The 16,624-nt window shown below is 69.5% G+C and carries 14 protein-coding genes; 7 read left to right on the top strand and 7 right to left on the bottom strand.

What is annotated here, in order from left to right:
- Nucleotides 1-43: 43 nt before the first annotated feature.
- Nucleotides 44-1,387 carry a sugar transferase gene (locus LX88_RS39460; RefSeq protein ID WP_258952858.1) on the bottom strand — a complete coding sequence of 448 codons (1,344 nt, stop codon included), beginning with the start codon at nt 1,385-1,387 and terminating at the stop codon, nt 44-46.
- A 336-nt stretch (nt 1,388-1,723) separates the two neighbouring features.
- Here LX88_RS39460 and LX88_RS39455 point away from each other — a divergent pair, with 336 nt between their 5' ends.
- The 5 genes from LX88_RS39455 (at nt 1,724) to LX88_RS39435 (ending at nt 7,708) form a co-directional block, all read left to right on the top strand.
- Nucleotides 1,724-2,548 (top strand): glycosyltransferase, encoded by an 825-nt coding sequence (locus tag LX88_RS39455; RefSeq protein ID WP_258952857.1) that lies wholly within the window; start codon nt 1,724-1,726, stop codon nt 2,546-2,548.
- Nucleotides 2,548-3,882 carry an NAD(P)/FAD-dependent oxidoreductase gene (locus LX88_RS39450; protein ID WP_258952856.1) on the top strand — a complete coding sequence of 445 codons (1,335 nt, stop codon included), beginning with the start codon at nt 2,548-2,550 and terminating at the stop codon, nt 3,880-3,882. The genes LX88_RS39455 and LX88_RS39450 overlap by 1 nt, the downstream gene beginning before the upstream one ends.
- Nucleotides 3,858-4,814 (top strand): lysyl oxidase family protein, encoded by a 957-nt coding sequence (locus LX88_RS39445; protein WP_258952855.1) that lies wholly within the window; start codon nt 3,858-3,860, stop codon nt 4,812-4,814. The genes LX88_RS39450 and LX88_RS39445 overlap by 25 nt, the downstream gene beginning before the upstream one ends.
- 373 nt (nt 4,815-5,187) lie before the next feature.
- Nucleotides 5,188-6,282: a tryptophan dimethylallyltransferase family protein gene (locus LX88_RS39440; protein WP_307791933.1), complete on the top strand. Its 1,095-nt coding sequence runs from the start codon at nt 5,188-5,190 to the stop codon at nt 6,280-6,282.
- 25 nt (nt 6,283-6,307) lie between these two features.
- Nucleotides 6,308-7,708, top strand: coding sequence for a tryptophanase (locus LX88_RS39435; RefSeq protein ID WP_258952854.1), 1,401 nt, complete (start codon nt 6,308-6,310; stop codon nt 7,706-7,708).
- Between the two features lie 103 nt (nt 7,709-7,811).
- On the opposite strand, the gene LX88_RS39430 is transcribed toward LX88_RS39435, so the two are convergent.
- The 6 genes from LX88_RS39430 to LX88_RS39405 all read right to left on the bottom strand — a co-directional run bounded on the left by LX88_RS39430 (nt 7,812) and on the right by LX88_RS39405 (nt 14,722).
- The gene (locus tag LX88_RS39430; protein ID WP_258952853.1) at nt 7,812-8,420 is read right to left on the bottom strand and encodes a GTP-binding protein; all 609 of its coding nucleotides are present in this window, start codon (nt 8,418-8,420) and stop codon (nt 7,812-7,814) included.
- Nucleotides 8,401-8,778, bottom strand: coding sequence for a DUF742 domain-containing protein (locus LX88_RS39425; RefSeq protein ID WP_090071758.1), 378 nt, complete (start codon nt 8,776-8,778; stop codon nt 8,401-8,403). The genes LX88_RS39430 and LX88_RS39425 overlap by 20 nt, the downstream gene beginning before the upstream one ends.
- Nucleotides 8,775-9,212: a roadblock/LC7 domain-containing protein gene (locus tag LX88_RS39420; protein WP_030475700.1), complete on the bottom strand. Its 438-nt coding sequence runs from the start codon at nt 9,210-9,212 to the stop codon at nt 8,775-8,777. Before LX88_RS39420 ends, LX88_RS39425 begins: the two co-directional genes overlap by 4 nt.
- Before the next feature lie 25 nt (nt 9,213-9,237).
- Complete coding sequence (locus LX88_RS39415; protein ID WP_258952852.1) at nt 9,238-11,682, bottom strand: sensor histidine kinase; 2,445 nt, start codon at nt 11,680-11,682, stop codon at nt 9,238-9,240.
- A gap of 404 nt (nt 11,683-12,086) precedes the next feature.
- Complete coding sequence (locus LX88_RS39410) at nt 12,087-13,994, bottom strand: FtsX-like permease family protein (RefSeq protein ID WP_258952851.1); 1,908 nt, start codon at nt 13,992-13,994, stop codon at nt 12,087-12,089.
- Nucleotides 13,994-14,722 (bottom strand): ABC transporter ATP-binding protein, encoded by a 729-nt coding sequence (locus LX88_RS39405; RefSeq protein ID WP_258952850.1) that lies wholly within the window; start codon nt 14,720-14,722, stop codon nt 13,994-13,996. Before LX88_RS39405 ends, LX88_RS39410 begins: the two co-directional genes overlap by 1 nt.
- Nucleotides 14,723-14,815: 93 nt before the next feature.
- On the opposite strand from LX88_RS39405, the gene LX88_RS39400 reads away from it, so the two are divergent.
- The gene (locus LX88_RS39400; protein ID WP_258952849.1) at nt 14,816-15,961 is read left to right on the top strand and encodes a sensor histidine kinase; all 1,146 of its coding nucleotides are present in this window, start codon (nt 14,816-14,818) and stop codon (nt 15,959-15,961) included.
- Nucleotides 15,961-16,596 (top strand): response regulator, encoded by a 636-nt coding sequence (locus LX88_RS39395; RefSeq protein ID WP_258952909.1) that lies wholly within the window; start codon nt 15,961-15,963, stop codon nt 16,594-16,596. Before LX88_RS39400 ends, LX88_RS39395 begins: the two co-directional genes overlap by 1 nt.
- Nucleotides 16,597-16,624: the final 28 nt, after the last annotated feature.

The following is a 16,624-nucleotide window of genomic DNA, read 5'->3' as shown; positions in this document are numbered from 1 at the left end:
GCACTCGAAAGAAGTACGAGGGCGACAACTGCGAATCGACGTATCAGCGATTTCTCCGACAACACAACTCACCCGCTGTCATCAGTAGAATCCTCAGGTCGAGCCACAACGACCAATTCGCGATGTAGTAGTTGTCGTATCGAGACCTGTCGGCGATGGAAGTGTCACCTCGCAGACCGTGCACCTGGGCCAGCCCAGTCAAACCGGTCGGAACGCGATGGCGCGCCCAATATAGCTCGTGAATGGAAGAAAACTCGCGAACGAAACCAGGACGCTCCGGGCGTGGCCCGACGACGCACATGTCGCCGCGCAGCACGTTCCAGAGCTGGGGCAGTTCGTCGAGCGAGGTGCGGCGCAGGAACCGGCCGACCGGACCGACCCTGGAGTCACCGACGACCGACCACTTCACCTGCGAGTCGTCCTCGCCGGACTGCCGGACGCTACGGATCTTGTAGAGGGTGAAGGTGCGGTCGTCCATGCCGACGCGGACCTGCCGGAAGAACAGCGGCCGGCCGCTCTCGACCAGCACCGCGAGCGCGCACAGGCCGATCACAGGCGACAGCACGACCAGGGCGACCGCCGCCAGCAGCAGGTCGGCCGCGCGCTTGATCCACCAGGTCGGCCTGCTGGTCGGCGCGGTGCCGAGGCGCATCAGCGGGTAGCTGCGCAGCCGTTCGATGCCGGGACCGTCCGGGTGCAGTTCGTACATGCGGGGCACGACGAGCGTCGAGCAGCCCAGCCGGTGCGCGGTGATCGCCGCGTCCACCAGCGGCGAGTCGCGGGTGTGCGAGAAAGCGAGCACGACGGTGCCCGCCTTGAGCCGCACGATCGCGTCGGCCAGGTCGCCGTCGACGACCTCGAGCATCGGCGGCAGCCGGTCCGGGTCGGGGCCGGAGTCGGCGAACGCGACGGGCCGCAGGCCGAACTGGGGGTGCTCCAGCATCGTCCTCGCGAGGTTCACGCCGACCTCGCCCGCGCCGACGATGATCGTGCGGTCGCAGCGGTCGAAGCGGCGCCGGCACCACCGTCCGAACGCGAACACGCACCACCGCACCGGCTCGATGGCCAGCGCGAACACGATCATCGCCCACTGCGCGGCGGCGAGGCCGGCCGCGTCGGAACCGCTGATCAGGCCGATGCCGGACAGCAGCGCGAAGGCCAGCGCGGTGCTCGCCGCGGACCGGGGCAGGTCCTGCAGCCACGACAGCCACAGCCGCCGCCGGTAGAGCCGCCAGGCTCCCCTGACCGTGATCACCGAGGCCACGACCGCGCTGCTCCAGCCCCAGCCGAGACCGTGCCGCACGCACACCGCGGCGAGCGTCAGTGTGTCGGCGAGGACGAGCAGCACCGCGACCGCGTTCACCCGGCTGAGCAGGTCCCTGCCCACCGAGGACGGCTTGAGGGGGCGCTGCGGCGGGCGTACGGGATCAGCCTCGCGCGCGTGAAGTGGTCCAGCTGGAACGGCAACCGCCGAGAATCGCCTCATGGAAGATCATCCGATCGAAGGAGTTGTGGTCGCAAACGCGCACGAAAGAGTGAATGAACTCTGAGAAATCATCTCTTCGGGTATCAATATCCCTCTTCAGTGTCCCGCGCGAACGCAGTTGGTGAGGATTCGACGTTGTTCCTGCCCTGAACTCACCCAGGGCCGCACTCAAAGCTTTAGCACGCCGTGTCAATAATTCACGCCACCAACCACGAGCCACCGAAGAGGGGGCGTTGAGTGAGAGTCGACGAACACGGCATCCGGCATTCGGCCGGTGAACCGGTCGCGGTCGTGCAGAAGCCGATCCGCACGTGTGGCGACGTGCACGTCGTCCTGCCCGCCTACAACGAGGCCGTGGCGCTGCCGTCCCTGCTGGCCCGCATGGCCCGCACCGACATCGCCGACCGGCTCACGGTGTGGGTGGTCGACGACGGCTCGTCCGACGGCACCGGCGACAGCGCGACCGGCGTGCGCGGCCTCGACGTCCGCCTGGTGACCCACCCGGTCAACCTCGGGCTCGGCCAGGCCGTCCAATCAGGACTGAGGGCGGCGCTCGCGGAGGCCGCACCCGAGCACGTGCTGATCGTCATGGACGCCGACGACACGCACGACCCCGGTGTGTTCCCCGCGATGCTGGCCGAGATCAAGGCCGGCGCGGACGTCGTGATCTGCTCCCGGTTCGTCGCGGGCGGCGACGACTCGACCGCGCCGCAGTGGCGCAGGCTGCTCTCGCGCGGGGCCCGCGTCGTGTTCGGCAAGATCCTGCACTTCGACGGGGTCCGCGACTTCACCAGCGGCTTCCGCGCCTACCGGGTGAGCCTGCTGCGCCGGGCCACCGCCCACTGGGGCGAGCGCCTGGTCGAGGAACGCGGTTTCGCCTGCATGGTCGAGCTGCTGCTCAAGCTGCGGCACTGCGGGCCGATCGTCAGCGAGATCCCGCTGCACCTGCGCTACGACCGCAAGCCCGGCGCCAGCAAGCTCCGGCTCGGCCGCACGCTGCGGCAGTACCTGCTCCTGCTCACGCGTGACCGCCTCGCGCCCGTGCCGTTCCGGAAGCTCTGATGCCCCAGCGCGTCGTCGTGATCGGCGGCGGCATCTGCGGTCTCGCCACCGCGCACCGCCTCGCCCGCGAGGGCATGGCGGTGACGCTGCTGGAGGCGAGCGACCAGCTCGGCGGTCTCGGCACGTTCTTCACCTCGCGGGGCCGGTCGGTGGAACGCTTCTACCACTGCGTGATGCCGACCGACACGGCGTTGCTGGCCTTGCTGGACGAGGTCGGCCTGCGCGAGGGCGTCGACTGGAACCCCACCTCGATGGGCATGGTCGTCGAGGGCGAGCACCGCTCGTTCAACTCCGCGCTGGACCTGCTGCGGTTCCGGCCGCTGAGCCTCGTGAACCGGATCCGCTTCGGCGTGGTCTCGTTGCTGCTGCGCAGGCTGGGCAAGGGCAAGGACCTCGACGGGATGCGCACCGAGGACTGGCTGCGCGGCCTGTACGGCGACAAGATCTGGGAACTGCTGCTCGCGCCGCTGTTCGGCGCCAAGTTCGGTGCCGCGTTCGGTGACGTGCCCGCGCTGTACGTGTGGCAGCGCCTGGGCCGCGAGAGCAACGAGTCGGTGCGCGGCTATCCGGCCGGTGGCTACAAGAGCGTGATCGACGCGCTGAGGGCGTCCATCGAGGCCCACGGCGGCGAGGTCCGCACCTCGGCCCCGGCCGGTCGGCTCGAAGCCGGCGAGGACCGGGTGCTCGTCACGCTGATCGACGGCGAGACGATCGAGGCGGACCACGCGGTCTCCACGGTGCCGCTGCCCGCGTTGCGCGCCATCGCGGACCCCGATCTCGTGCCGCTGCTGCCCGACGTCCAGCTGCCGTACCAGGGTGTCGTCAACACGGTGTTCTTCCTGCGCAAGCCGTTGTCCGGGCACTACTGGGCACCGGTGATCCGCTCGGGCACGGACTTCGACGGCGTGATCGAGATGACCCCGCTGACGGGTTCCGAGCGGTACGGCGACCGGCACCTCGTGTACGTCATGCACTACACCGACCGCGAGTCCGCGCTGTACCGCGAGGACTCCGGGAGCATCGCCCGCCGGTGGACCGAGCAGCTGCTGAGCCTCCACCAAGGACTTGCAGCTGACGACGTCGACGAGGTGCGCGTGTTCAAGGCACCGTTCGTCGAACCGGTGTACCCGCTCGGGTACCTCACGAAGCGCCCGGCCGTCGAGGTGCCCGGCACCCGGCTGCTGCTCGCCACCACGGCCCACGTCTACCCCGACGTCACGAGCTGGAACTCCAGTGTCGAGCTCTCCAACTCGGTGACGGACACGCTCCTGCGCGACGCCAGGAGCTCCTCGAACCAGGAGAACGCCGCATGGTCAGCAGATTCGGCGCGGTGATCGCAGCACTGACGATCACCGCGGTCAACCTCGTCTCCTCGCAGCACGTCCAGGCCGATCCCGCACCGCTGCTGCCCGATCTCCGCCAGGCGCCCATCGGCTGCCCCGGCGGCCACGACGGTTCCCCGCTGCTGTGCCGCGCCTGGGACGTGTGCCTCGTGGAGGACGCCTCGGCGCCGCGCGGCAAGTGCATGTTCCGCGGCGGCAGCGCGCAGGCCGTGCGCCTGCGGTTCACCACCTCGATCGACAACGTGGGTGACGGCCCGTTGCTGCTGCACGCGCACCGAGCCAGCACCGCCACGCCGACGATGAACGTGCGGCAGGCCATCCAGTCCGGTGTGGACGGTTCGATCGCCGGGTCGTACAACGAGGCGCGCCGCGAGACGAAGTCCAGCGCCTACTACGAGCCCGCTCCCACGCACACGCACTGGCACCTGCTCAACTTCGAGTACTTCCAGCTGCGTGCGCCCGACGGCCGCGTGGTCGTGACGGACCGCAAGAACGGTTTCTGCATCGGCGACCGCTACGAGGTCTCCGACGACCTCCCGCGCCGGCCGACGAATCCGGAGAGCCCGGAGGGCAAGCTCGCGCAGCGCCTGGACGGCCACATGTGCGAACACCACAACCCGTCCGCTTTGGACGTCATGTTCGGCATCTCGGTCGGTTCCGGCGACGACTACAAGCACGAGGTCGACTTCCAGTGGCTCGACCTGACCCACGTGAAGTCCGGCGTGTACGACGTCGTGAACGTCGTGAACTCCGACCGTGCGTTGCTGGAGAAGAACTACGACAACAACGCGTCGTCGATCGCGATCTCCGTGCAGTGGCCGAACGGCGCCGTGGACCCGCCCGCCACGATCGAAGATGCGCCGTCGGTGCGCATGACCCGCAGTTGTCCCGGCAAAGAGCGGTGCGCGAAGTCGAGCAGCTGAGCAGTTTGTCTGCAAGCCCCGAACGGGGGTGTCCGCGCCGCGGGCACCCCCGTTTCTTTTGTACCGGGACAAACGGGCGCGATGCGGACGCTTTACCATGAGAGCCACTAATGACACAAACCTTACTCTGCGACACGTTTAGCGGACGCGCATAGCACACCCGTACTCGCAGACGCAATTGCCCACGAGAACAGTCGAAACGGTCAAGTCAATAGGCCGAGTGGTGCAATCTTCATCACAGCGCAGAGTGTCGCACGCAACCCCCTTGGCTCTTGACCTGGGCATGTGGCGGGTTGAGAGAATTCACTTCGCGATTCCACCCCGTCAGGATTGCGACCCGAACTGATTCCCGGCCGATCAGGAGTGCCCCATCTTGAGCGCGCCAGTCGTCTCGTTGCACGATTTCGCCATTGGCCAACTACGCAACCTCCTGCGCGCCGTCGGTTTAGCGGGTTCTGCCAATACGGCGACAGAACTGCTGGGTGAGGCATTAGGCCCCGGCTCCCGCGTGCCCCTCTCCGCAGTTCCCCATTGGCCCTCATTCGTCGCCGACGACCACTCCCCCGTCGAATTCTCGGTGGCTTTGGCCCAAAACGAACGCCCCGCCGTTCGCATGATCGTCGAGTCGCTCGCCGAGAAGCCCGGCAGACAGGCCAACCTGGCCGCCGCGCTCGGCGTGCTGGACCGGCTCGCGGACCGGTACGACCTGCGGCTCGGGCAGTTCGACCGGGTGCGCGACCTGTTCCTGCCGGACGACCCGCAGGGCGCGTTCGCGTTCTGGTACTCGCTGATCGTCCAGCCGTCGGGCACGCCCGCGGTCAAGGTCTACCTCAACCCGGAGACGCGCGGCCGGGACGACTCGACCGGCCTGGTCGCGGAGGCACTCGCCCGGCTCGGCCTGGACTCTGCGTTCCCCGTCGTCGCCGAGCACGGGCTGCGGCGCGAGGGGCTGGACCGGTTCTCCTTCTTCGCCCTCGACCTCACGGACGAGAACCGGGCGCGGGTGAAGACCTACGTGTCGCACGACGACGCGATGATCGCGGACGTGGTGCGGGCCGCGGCGGCGACCCCGGACGTCGACCCGGTGCTCCTGGCGGACGTCTGCGAGCTCGCCCGCGGCGGCAACGGACCGTTCTCCGGGCGCCCGCTGATGTCGAGCTACACGTTCCTGTCCGGCGACACGGACCGGCCCAGCGGCTACTCCCTCTACATCCCGGTGCGGGACTACGTGCAGGACGACCTGGAGGCGTGCGAACGCGTGCTGGCGATCATGGCGCGGTGCGGGCTCGACACCACGCCGTTCGTCATGGCGCTCGCGAGCCTCGTCCGGCGGCCGCTCGGCGACGGCGCGGGGCTGATCGCCCACGTGTCCCTGCGCCTGGGCCTGCCGAAGCCCGGGGTCTCGGTCTACCTGTCGTCCGAGGCCTACGACGTCACGCGACCCCGCACCACCGCACTATCCGCTTAGGGGTCTGTCTCGTCGAACGAGACCCATGAAACAAACCCCACGCTGCACCAGAAAGGCCACCGCCGTGGAGCCTTACCGCATCAAGGTCGTCGAGCCCATCCCCATCACCACCCGCGAGTACCGGGAACGCCGCTACGCCGAAGCCGGGTACAACCAGTTCAACCTCACGGCGGAGGACGTCACGATCGACCTGCTGAGCGACTCCGGCACCGGCGCGTTGTCCGCGGAGCAGCAGGCCGCCGGGATGCGCGGCGACGAGACGTACGCGGGGTCCAGGTCCTGGTTCCGGTTCCGCGAGGTGACCGGGGAACTCACGGGGTACGACCACATCCTGCCCGTGCACCAGGGCCGTGCGGCGGAACGGATCCTGTTCAGCGCGCTGCTGAAGCCGGGACAGCTCTCGGTCAGCAACACGCACTTCGACACCACCCGCGCGAACGTCGAACTGGCGGGCGGCGTGGTGCGCGACCTGCCGTCGCCGGCCTTCGCGGACCTCGACAGCGACGAGCCGTTCAAGGGCAACATCGACCTGGAAGCACTCGAAGCGGTGCTGGAGGGGCCCGAGGACATCGGCCTGGTGCTCATGACGATCACCAACAACGGTGGCGGCGGGCAGCCGGTGTCGATGGCGAACCTCAAGGCCGTGAAGAAGTTGTGCCGCAGGCACGGCGTGCCGTTCATCCTCGACGCGGCCCGGTTCGCCGAGAACGCGTGGCTCGTGACGCAGCGGGAGGAGAAGTACCGCGACCACACTCCGCGCGAGGTCGCGAAGAAGGCGTTCCGCCTCGCCGACGGGTGCGTGCTGAGCCTGAAGAAGGACGGCATCGTCCACATCGGAGGGATGCTCGCGCTGCAGGACGCCGATCTGGCCAAGCAGTGCGAACTCCTGCTGATCGCCACCGAGGGGTTCAGCACGTACGGCGGGCTGTCCGGCCGCGACCTCGACATGTGCGCGCAGGGCCTGCTCGAGGTCACCGATCCGCTGTACCTGCGCGAGCGGGCCGAGGCCACCGCGTACCTCGCCGACTGCGCGCGAGAGGCCGGTGTGGACAGTGTGCGGCCCGCGGGCGTGCACGCGGTCTACCTCAACGCGGGCAGGCTGCTGCCGCACATCCCGCCGAGCCGCTTCACCGGTCACGCGCTCGCGTCGGAGCTCTACCTCGCGGGCGGGATCCGTTGCGCCGAGGTGGGTTCGCTCTACCTCGGCGACATCGACTCCTCCGGCGACCTGATCACGCCCGCGCCGTTCGAGCTGGTGCGGCTCGCGATCCCGCGCCGCGTCTACACCCGCAGCCACCTGGAGTACGTGGCGGAGACGCTCGCGTCCATCGCCAAGAACCCCGAACGCGTGCCCGGCTACCGGCTCACCGAGGTGCCGCCGATCCTCAGGCCGTTCCGCTGCCGGCTGGAACAGGTCCGGCCGTAGCGTCCCGCGGCCCGATATGCCCGATGCAGGAAGTTGATGAGGGGAGCTTTCATAAACCCCAGGTTTATGAAAGCTCCCCTCATCGCACATCCGGCGCTGAAGATCAGGCCATCACGTCGAGCCGGTTCATCGCGTGCTCGATCACGCGGACCAGCACCGCCTTGCACGACTCGCGGTCGCGTGCGTCGCACAGCACCAGCGGCACCGTGTCCGCGACGTCGAGCGCCACGCGCATCTCCTCCGCCGTGTAGGAGTGGCTGCCCTGGAAGCAGTTCACCGCCACGACGAACGGGATGCCCCTGCGTTCGAAGAAGTCGATCGCGCCGAAGCCGGCGTCGAGCCTGCGGGTGTCGACCAGGACGACCGCGCCGATCGCGCCGATCGCGAGCTCGTCCCACAGGAACCAGAAGCGGTCCTGGCCCGGTGTGCCGAACAGGTAGAGGACCAGCTCGGGGTTGATCGTGATGCGGCCGAAGTCCAGCGCGACCGTCGTGGTGGTCTTGCCCTCGACGCCGTAGAGGTCGTCGATCTCCTCGCCCGCCTCGGTGAGGAGCTCCTCGGTCCGCAGCGGGGTGATCTCGCTGACCGCGCCGACCATCGTGGTCTTGCCGACGCCGAAGCCGCCGGCGACGACGATCTTGACCGACGAGGGGACGAGGAGCTCTTCCCCGCCCTGCCCGGCACCGGGCCGATCAGATTGCACGGACACCATCGAGCACCTTCTGGAGTAGGTTCATGTCGACCGGGGCCACCGTGGTGGCCGGGCCGCTGGTGATGACGTCACCGCGCTGGATGAGGTCGCTCAGGAGCACCTTCACCACGACGAGCGGCGCGTGCAGGTAGGCGGCGACCTCCGCGACGGAGAGCGGTTTCCGGCAGAGTTTGATGATCTCCAGGTGCTCCACCGCCAGCGTGCCCTGGTCCGTCGTCGTGCGCAGCGACCGGACCTGGGTCGTCAGGGTCAGGTCCTCGCCGGCGGGCTTGGGCCTGGTGCGGCCGCTCACCATCGCGTACGGGCGGACCATGGGGCCCGCCGCCTCGTCGTACCACCAGTCGGAGGAGTTGCTCATGACAGCCCGAGGGGGTTGGGCATCCTCGGTGACGCCAGTGTTCTGGGCGCCGACGAGAGGTACGCGCCGACGCGCTTCACGAGCATGTTCATCTCGTAGGCGATCATGCCCATGTCCGCGTCCTCGTCACCCACCACCGCGAGGCAGGCGCCCTGCCCCGCCGCTGTGACGAACAGGTGCGCGCGTTCCATCTCCACGATGGTCTGGCGGACCTGTCCACCTCCGAAGTGCCGTCCGGTGCCGCGAGCGAGGCTCTGGAACGCCGACGCCATCGCCGAGAGGTGGTCGGAGTCGTCCTTGGAGAGCTCGGGTGAGTGGGCGAGCAGCAGGCCGTCCGCGGAGAGCACCACCGCGTGCCGGGCACCGACCACTCTCGCGACGAGGTCCTCCAGCAGCCAGTTGAGCTCGGGGTGCCCGCCGGTCAGGTCGTCCACGGAAATAGCCCTTTCAGTTTCGTGATCACGGTTCCACGACGTCGTCGGCCTGGCGGGCGTTGCGCGTGCCCTGCTGGAAGGCGGACATTCCGTCGCGGGTGCGTTCCGCCCGTTCCTCGGGGTCGAACTCCGCGAGTTCGGGCATCGGCCGGGGTTCGTCGTTGGCCAGCTGCGGTACGAGGTGCTGCTGCCGCCTGCGGCGGGGCAGCTCCGGCCGGGTGTTCTGACGCGTCGTCGCCTCACCTTCCGCCGGGTCGTCGGCCGGCCACACCCCGGTCAGGCGGTCTTCCCGGGGCAGCTCGATGTGTCCACTGCTGCTGTCCAGGTCCCTGTCCGGGCCTGGGTCCAGGTCGTTTCCCACTGCCCTCCCGGCCCAGAAGTCGTCCAGGCGGAAGGTCTCGGTGGGCTTCTCGCCGTGCCGGGAGTCGCGCACCAGGTCGCCCTGCATCGGCACCGAGGCCTCCAGGGCCTCCGGTGACCGCGAGGCCTGCTGCAGTGCCTGCTGGCGGAACGTCGGCTTGGGCATCTGCTGGGAGTCCGCCGGGTCGGCCGCGCCCACCTCGCCGACGATCAGCTCGGACGGGATCAGGACCAGCGCGATGGTGCCGCCGGACGGGCAGTCGCGCAGCTCGACGTGGATGTTGCGGCGAGCGGCCAGCCGGGCGACGACGAACAGGCCCAGGCGGGACTCGCCGCGCAGCCTCATCGCCTCGAAGTCCGGCGGCGCGGCCAGCATCTTGTTATGCAGTTCACGGTCGTCGGGCTTGATGCCGAGGCCGTGGTCCTCGATCTCGATGACGAGGCCCTGCGGCACCTCGCTGCTGTGGATCTCGACCTGCGAGCGCGGCGAGGAGAACGACGTCGCGTTGTCGACGAGCTCGGCGATCAGGTGGATGGTGTCCGCGACGGCGGCGCCGACCAGCGCGACCTCGGGCACCGGGTTGACCTTCACGCGGGCGTACTGCTCGGTCTCCGCGACGGCGGCGCGCACGACGTCGAGCATGCGCACGGGCTTGCGCCACTGCCGGCCGGGCTGCTCGCCGGTCAGGATGATCAGGTTCTCGGCGTTGCGGCGCGCACGGGTGGCGAGGTGGTCGAGCTGGAAGAACGCGTCGAGGTGGTCGGGGTTCTCCTCCTCGCGCTCCAGCTTGTCGAGGATCTTGAGCTGGCGGTGCACCAGGCCCTGGTTGCGGCGCGCGATGTCGAGGAAGACCCGGTTCACGCCTTCACGGGTCTGGCTCTCCTTCACGGCCGCGGCGACGGCGGTGTACTGCGCGGCGTTGAACGCGTCGGCCACCTGCCCGATCTCGTCGTTGCCGTAGTCGAGGGCGGGGACCTCTGCGGCGACGTCGACGTGCTTGCCCTCGCGCAGCCGCTCGACGATGTCCGGCAGGCGTTCGTGCGCGAGCTTCAGGGAGTCGCTCTTCAGGCTGATCAGGCGGACGATCAACGCCTTGTTCACCAGGCGGTTGGAGACGCGCACCGCGACGAAGATGCCGGCGATGACCGCGATCAGGGCGATCAGGCTGCCGATCAGGACGGTGGTGAACTTCTCCTTGCCGTTCGCCATGGCGATGTTGACCGCACCGGTGGACTGCTCCTGCACCATCGTGGTGAGTTCCTGCGACACGGCACGGGTGGCGTTCTCGTAGTCCGCCAGCGTGACCTGCTGCCCGAAGGGCCGCTCCGCGTTCTGCAGCATGCGGTTCTCCAGGGTCACCAGCTGCTGGTACGGCGCGCTGCCGGTGAGCTGCTTGAAGTGCTCGCGCACGTTCGGCAGCGCGGTGGGCTCGATGACGTTGAGCGTGAAGTGGTACGCGCCGACGAGGCTGACGAACTCGCGGTGCTCCTCGGGCGTGAACCTGCCCGTGACGATCGCACCGGCGGCGACCGAGCTGGACCGCGACATGGCGTCGGAGGCCTGGAAGTACTGCAGCGCACCGAGTGCGCCCTGCACGGTCTCGGCGTCGGGCACGATGCGGGCCTGCGTGCCGAACAGCGAGCCACCGGCGTCGAGCACGCTGTTGTAGTAGCGGTAGACCTCGTCCTTGGACGTGGCACCGGACTCCAGGCGCTCGCGCTGCTCCGGCAGCTGGTCGAGCAGGCCGTTGAGCTTGTTGATGCCGTCGACGATCTCCTGCGGCGCCTGGGAGGCGAGCTCCGCGAACGCCGACTTCATCTGCTCGACGTCCTTGTCGGTGTCCTGCTGCTGCTTGAGCAACGCCGACGTGCTCGAGCCGGACCGGCTCAGGCTCGTCATGGACAGCTCGCGTTCCTTCTGCAGCGACGCGAACGACTGGACGGCGGGGATCGACGCGTCCCGCGCACCGGAGGCGACCAGCTGGAGGTAGAGGCCCTCGAACACCGTGTAGGACGAGAACAACGCCCACATGGCCAGAAGGACGACGCTGGGAACCACCACGACACCAGTGAGCCGGGAACGAATTGTCTTGTAATTCGTCTCAGGCACGTTCTTCAGCTTCACAACGCTCCACGACCACCCGAATTGGCGACGGAAAGATAACACCACATGATCAACATGACCAACAGCGATGATCTTGAGGGGGTGAGTGCAGAGTACTCAGTCGGATGCGCAACGCAACACCCCCGTTCCGAGGACCGGTCGCGCCGTTGTGGTGGAGGAACACGCTCTCGCAGGCAGGGAGGCCGGCGTGACCGAGCGGGCGAAAGGATGCCGAGCTGGGCTTTTGCTAACTGAACTGTGGAAACGCGGCGCTATTGACGGCGAACTTGACAGCGGTGCACGGCGTCTTCTACGCGAGAACGGAGCGCAACCAATCGTTGCTATCCGTCACCAGCTCTTATTCGGGAATTCGCATGACGATCACGGCGACCGGCCGTGATCAACACAGGTCATTCCTTGGTCGCGATCAGCGAGACCGGCCTCTGCCGTGTCGCCGACAACGCGGTGATACCGCTGGTCACCGCCACGACGGCAAGAGATCCGGTCGCGACCACCGCGAGGAGCGTCCACGGCACGTGCACGACGGTGACGCCGATCGCGGCGCGGACGGAACCGCCGATGCCCGCCAATCCCGCACCGGCCACCGCGCAGCCGAGCACCAGCCCGATGACCGCCACCGAAGTGGCCTCGGCCACAGCCGTGCGGACGACCTGGGGCCTGCTCAGCCCGGACACCCTGAACACCGCGAACTCGCGCCGGCGTTCGGTGCCGGCGATGACGACCGAGTTCACGACGGCCATCAGCGCGTAGAGCCCGGCCAATCCCATCAGGACGGTAAGTATCTTCATGTTCCCTGCCTGATTTCTGCCCGCTCGCGCCTCGGCCCAATCCGCCACGGTGCTCACCTCGCCGATACCGGCCCGCTCGATCCGTTCGGCGACGACATCGGGGTTTTGTTCCGTTTCGACCTGTACGACGGACTCGGTCGGCGCGTTCTCCCAGACCGGCGGGGGCAGAATCCGTCGCGGGACCACAAAGTTCTCGCCCGGTTCGAGCGTCTCCGGAAGTCCTCCGACGACGGTGAGGCTCAGCGGTATTCCTTCAGCCTCGGCGGTGAGCACCTCGCCGGCTCGGATCCATTCGGAGTGCTGGGCGGGGCCGACGAAAACGGTGTCTCCGGTGAGTGCGTTCAAGTCACCGTGCGTCGGCACGAGGGCGTGCGTGCGCGCGTAGTCAGCGGCGTCGACCGCGATGATCCCGGAGTAGACGCTGCGCCGCTCCCCCGCCGTGATCGTGATGTCCACGGCGTTCTGGCGGGACGCGACGGCCACCCCCTCGATGCCGGGCAGCCGTTCCGCCCGCGCACCGGTGGAGGTGACGACCAGCTGGGCGTTCACCGATCGTTTCGCCTCCTCGCCACCGGCGGCGGCGAGCGAGCCGAACGTACCCGCCAGCCCGAGCAGCAACGAGACCAGCACGATCAGCGGGGACGCCGTGGCCGCGCTGCGCCGCACCCCGTCCCGCAGCGAGGCCACGACCAGGCTGCCGGGCAGGAGCAGGCCGAGCAGCCAGGCCGTGAACGGGACGACGAGCGGGCTCAGCGTGCTCATGGCGACCGCGCCGACCATGGAGATGCCCAGCGCCGCCAGCATCGCGCCGATCAGGTTCGCGCCGTGCGCCCACACCACCATCGCGACCGTGCAGGCCGCGCTGGACAGGCCGAGCAGCCACCGGGAGGTCGTCATGACCCTGCCGGCCCTCCCGGTCTCCCGCAGCGCTTCCAGCGGCCGGATCCGGGCCGCCCGCAGCGAGGCCGCGAACACGCCGGTCAGCGCGACGCCGACACCGATGACGCCGGCGACGGCCACCGCCTGCCACCGCCACGGCGCCGCGAACCAGTCCGGCAGCAGGCCGATCTCCACGAGCAGCCACGTCTGCGCGTGCTTGGCGCCCAGTCCGATCGGCACCCCCAGTGCCGATCCGACGAGACCGAGCAGCACGGACTCGGACAGCAGCAACACCCGCACCTGGCCGCGGCTGCCCCCGGTGAGCCGCAGCAGGGCGAGGTCGCGGCGGCGCTGGTCGACGGTGAAGGCGAACGTGGAGCTCACGATGAAGACCGCGAGGAACATGGCGAGGAACGCCGTCATGCCCATGACCGTCGCCGCGCCCACGAACCCTTCGCGGATCCGGTCGTCCTCCTGGCGGGACAGGCCTTCCGGGATGCGCGGCTCCCCCGTGGCGACCAGCACCATGAACGACGCCTGCACGAGCGCGACACCGGCGGCCACGCTGAGCACGGCTCCCGCGAACAGCTGCCACCGCTCGAGGAACGTGCGGAACGACATCCGGAGCATCAGCTCTCCAGCCGGGCGAGGCGGTCGGCGACCTGGTGCGTGGTCGGTGCGTCCAGCCGGTCCGCGATCCGCCCGTCCGCGAGGAACACCACCGCGTCGGCGCCGGCGGCCACCGCGGGGTCGTGCGTGACCATGACGATGCTCTGGCCCGCGCCGCGCACCATGTCCCGCAACAGTTCCAGGACCACCTTCGCGGAGTGCGAGTCGAGCGCGCCGGTCGGTTCGTCGGCGAACAGCACGGCGGGGCGGGAGATCATCGCGCGGGCGATGGCGACCCGTTGCTGCTGGCCGCCGGAGAGTTCGCGCGGCCGGTGCGTGGCCCGGTCGGCGAGCCCGACGCTGCCGAGGACACCGCGGACGTCCTTCCTGGACGCGCGGATCCCGGCCAGCTTCAGCGGGAACGCCACGTTCTGCTCGGCGGTCAGCGAGCCGATCAGGTTGAAGTTCTGGAACACGAACCCGATCGTGCGGCGGCGCATCTCGGTGAGCACGCCGTCCGGTGCCGCGGTGATGTCCCGCCCCGCCAGCACGACGCGCCCGGTCGTGACCTGCTCCAGCCCCGCGGCGCAGTGCAGCAGCGTCGACTTGCCCGACCCCGAGGGCCCCATGACGGCGGTCCAGGTACCGGCCGGGCAGGCCAGGCTGACGCCGTCGAGCGCGGCGACACCGGTGTTCCTGGCCCCGTAGAAGCGGGTGACCTGGCGCAGCTCCACGGCTGGAAACGACATGGGAGAACTCAACCGCGCCGCTCCGGGCGGAGTCACTGGCGTTGACGTCCGCTTCCGGGGTAGCAGAACTACTACCCGGCTACGGTGGTCCCGGTGGGGGAACGCACGATCTGGGAAGCCGTGGGGCGGCGGCGGTTCCTGCTGAGCAGGTGGCCGTGGCGCGCCGTGGCGTACGTCCTGAGCACTCCGATGGCCGCCGCGGCGAGCCTCGCGGTGCTGCCGTTCGCACTCGTGGGCGGGCCGCTGGCGGCTCGTCCCGTGGTCGCGGTGGAACGCCGGCGGTTGCGGCTCGTGCGGGCGGCGTCCGCCGGCGGCCCGGTCTCCTGGTGGGACGTCGCCCATCTGCTCGTGGTGGCGCTCCTGGCGGTGCCGTCCCTGGTGCTCGGGCTGGCACTGGTGCTGGTGCTCGCGTTGATCGCGAGCCCGTTGTTCGTGACACCGGACCGCGTTCTCGCCCTCGGGTTCGGCGAGGTGCGCACGGTGCAGGAGGCGGTGCCGTTCGCGCTGACCGGCTTGGCGCTGCTTCCGTTGCTGCTGTACGTGTTCGCCCTCGTCGCCGGTGTCCACTCGACGGTCGCGCGGGCTCTTCTGCACCCGTCCGGCACCCGGCTGCGGACCGAGCTCGTCCAGGTCGCGCAGTCGCGCGAACGCCTCGTCACGGCGTTCGACGCGGAACGGCGCCGCATCGAGCGGGACCTGCACGACGGTGCCCAGCAACGGGTCGTGAGCCTCGTGATGCAACTGGGCATCGCGACACTGGAGCTGCCACCGGACTCCCCCGCCGCCGAGTCCGTCGCCGGCGCCCACGCGCAGGCGAAGCAGTTGCTGGTGGAGCTGCGGGAGTTCGTCCACGGCATCCACCCGCAGGCGTTGTCGGACCTGGGTCTGCCCGCCGCCCTGCAGGAACTCGCCGACCGCTCACCGATCCCGGTGACCGTGCGGTGCCAGGTCCCCGCACGCCCGTCCGGCACCGTCGAGAGCGCCGCCTACTTCGTGGTGGCCGAGGCCCTGAGCAACGCCGCCAAGCACAGCGGGGCCACCACGATCGAGGTCGCGGCGTCGTTGCGGCACGACGTCCTCACCGTGGAGGTCACCGATGACGGCCACGGCGGCGCGGACGCCGGGCACGGCAGCGGCCTGACCGGTCTGGCCGACCGCTGCGCGGCCCTGGGCGGCACCCTGTCCCTGTCCAGCCCGGAAGCCGGGCCCACCACCGTGCGAGCGGAGTTCCCGTGCTGATCCGCACAGTCCTGGCCGAGGACGGCGCCCTGCTGCGCGAAGGCCTCGCGGCGTTGCTCGACCGCTTCGGCTTCCAGGTGGTCGCGGCCGTGGCGGACGCCGACGCCCTGGTCGCCGCCGTGACCGACCACGCCCCGGACCTCGTCGTGACCGACATCCGCATGCCACCGGGGTTCTCCGACGAGGGGCTGCGCGCCGCCGTGCGACTGCGCCGGATCCGACCGGACCTGCCCGTCGTGGCGCTGAGCCAGTACGTCGAGACCAGTTACGCCGCCGACCTGCTCGACTCCGGCACCGGGTCCGGGGTCGGCTACCTGCTGAAGGACAGGGTGGGCGACGTGCGGGAGTTCATCGCCGTCCTGCGGCGCGTGGCGGCGGGCGGCACCGTCGTCGACCCCGACGTGGTCCGCACACTGCTGAAGCGCAACCCGCTGGCCGGCCTCTCGAACCGCGAGCGCGAGGTCCTCGGCCTGGTCGCGGAGGGCTACGCCAACGCGGGCATCGCCCAGCACCTCGTCATCTCCGAGGCGGCGGTGAACAAGCACGTCGGCAACATCTTCACCAAGCTGGGCCTCGCGCCGGGCGAGGACCGCAACCGCCGGGTGCTCGCCACGCTCACCTACCTGCGCGGGTGAACGACTGTGCAACTGCGCCGCGACACGG

This window comes from Lentzea californiensis, from assembly GCF_024648825.1.
GTDB classification, from domain to species: domain Bacteria; phylum Actinomycetota; class Actinomycetes; order Mycobacteriales; family Pseudonocardiaceae; genus Lentzea; species Lentzea californiensis.
This window is presented reverse-complemented; position numbering and strand designations above follow the sequence as displayed.

Coding starts and splice junctions, on each gene's coding strand:
- LX88_RS39445 (WP_258952855.1), top strand. CDS start 3,858: ATGGTCAGCAGATTCGGCGCGGTGATCGCAGCACTGACGATCACCGCG.
- LX88_RS39425 (WP_090071758.1), bottom strand. CDS start 8,778: ATGAGCAACTCCTCCGACTGGTGGTACGACGAGGCGGCGGGCCCCATG.
- LX88_RS39430 (WP_258952853.1), bottom strand. CDS start 8,420: ATGGTGTCCGTGCAATCTGATCGGCCCGGTGCCGGGCAGGGCGGGGAA.
- LX88_RS39450 (WP_258952856.1), top strand. CDS start 2,548: ATGCCCCAGCGCGTCGTCGTGATCGGCGGCGGCATCTGCGGTCTCGCC.
- LX88_RS39410 (WP_258952851.1), bottom strand. CDS start 13,994: ATGCTCCGGATGTCGTTCCGCACGTTCCTCGAGCGGTGGCAGCTGTTC.
- LX88_RS39405 (WP_258952850.1), bottom strand. CDS start 14,722: ATGTCGTTTCCAGCCGTGGAGCTGCGCCAGGTCACCCGCTTCTACGGG.
- LX88_RS39435 (WP_258952854.1), top strand. CDS start 6,308: ATGAAACAAACCCCACGCTGCACCAGAAAGGCCACCGCCGTGGAGCCT.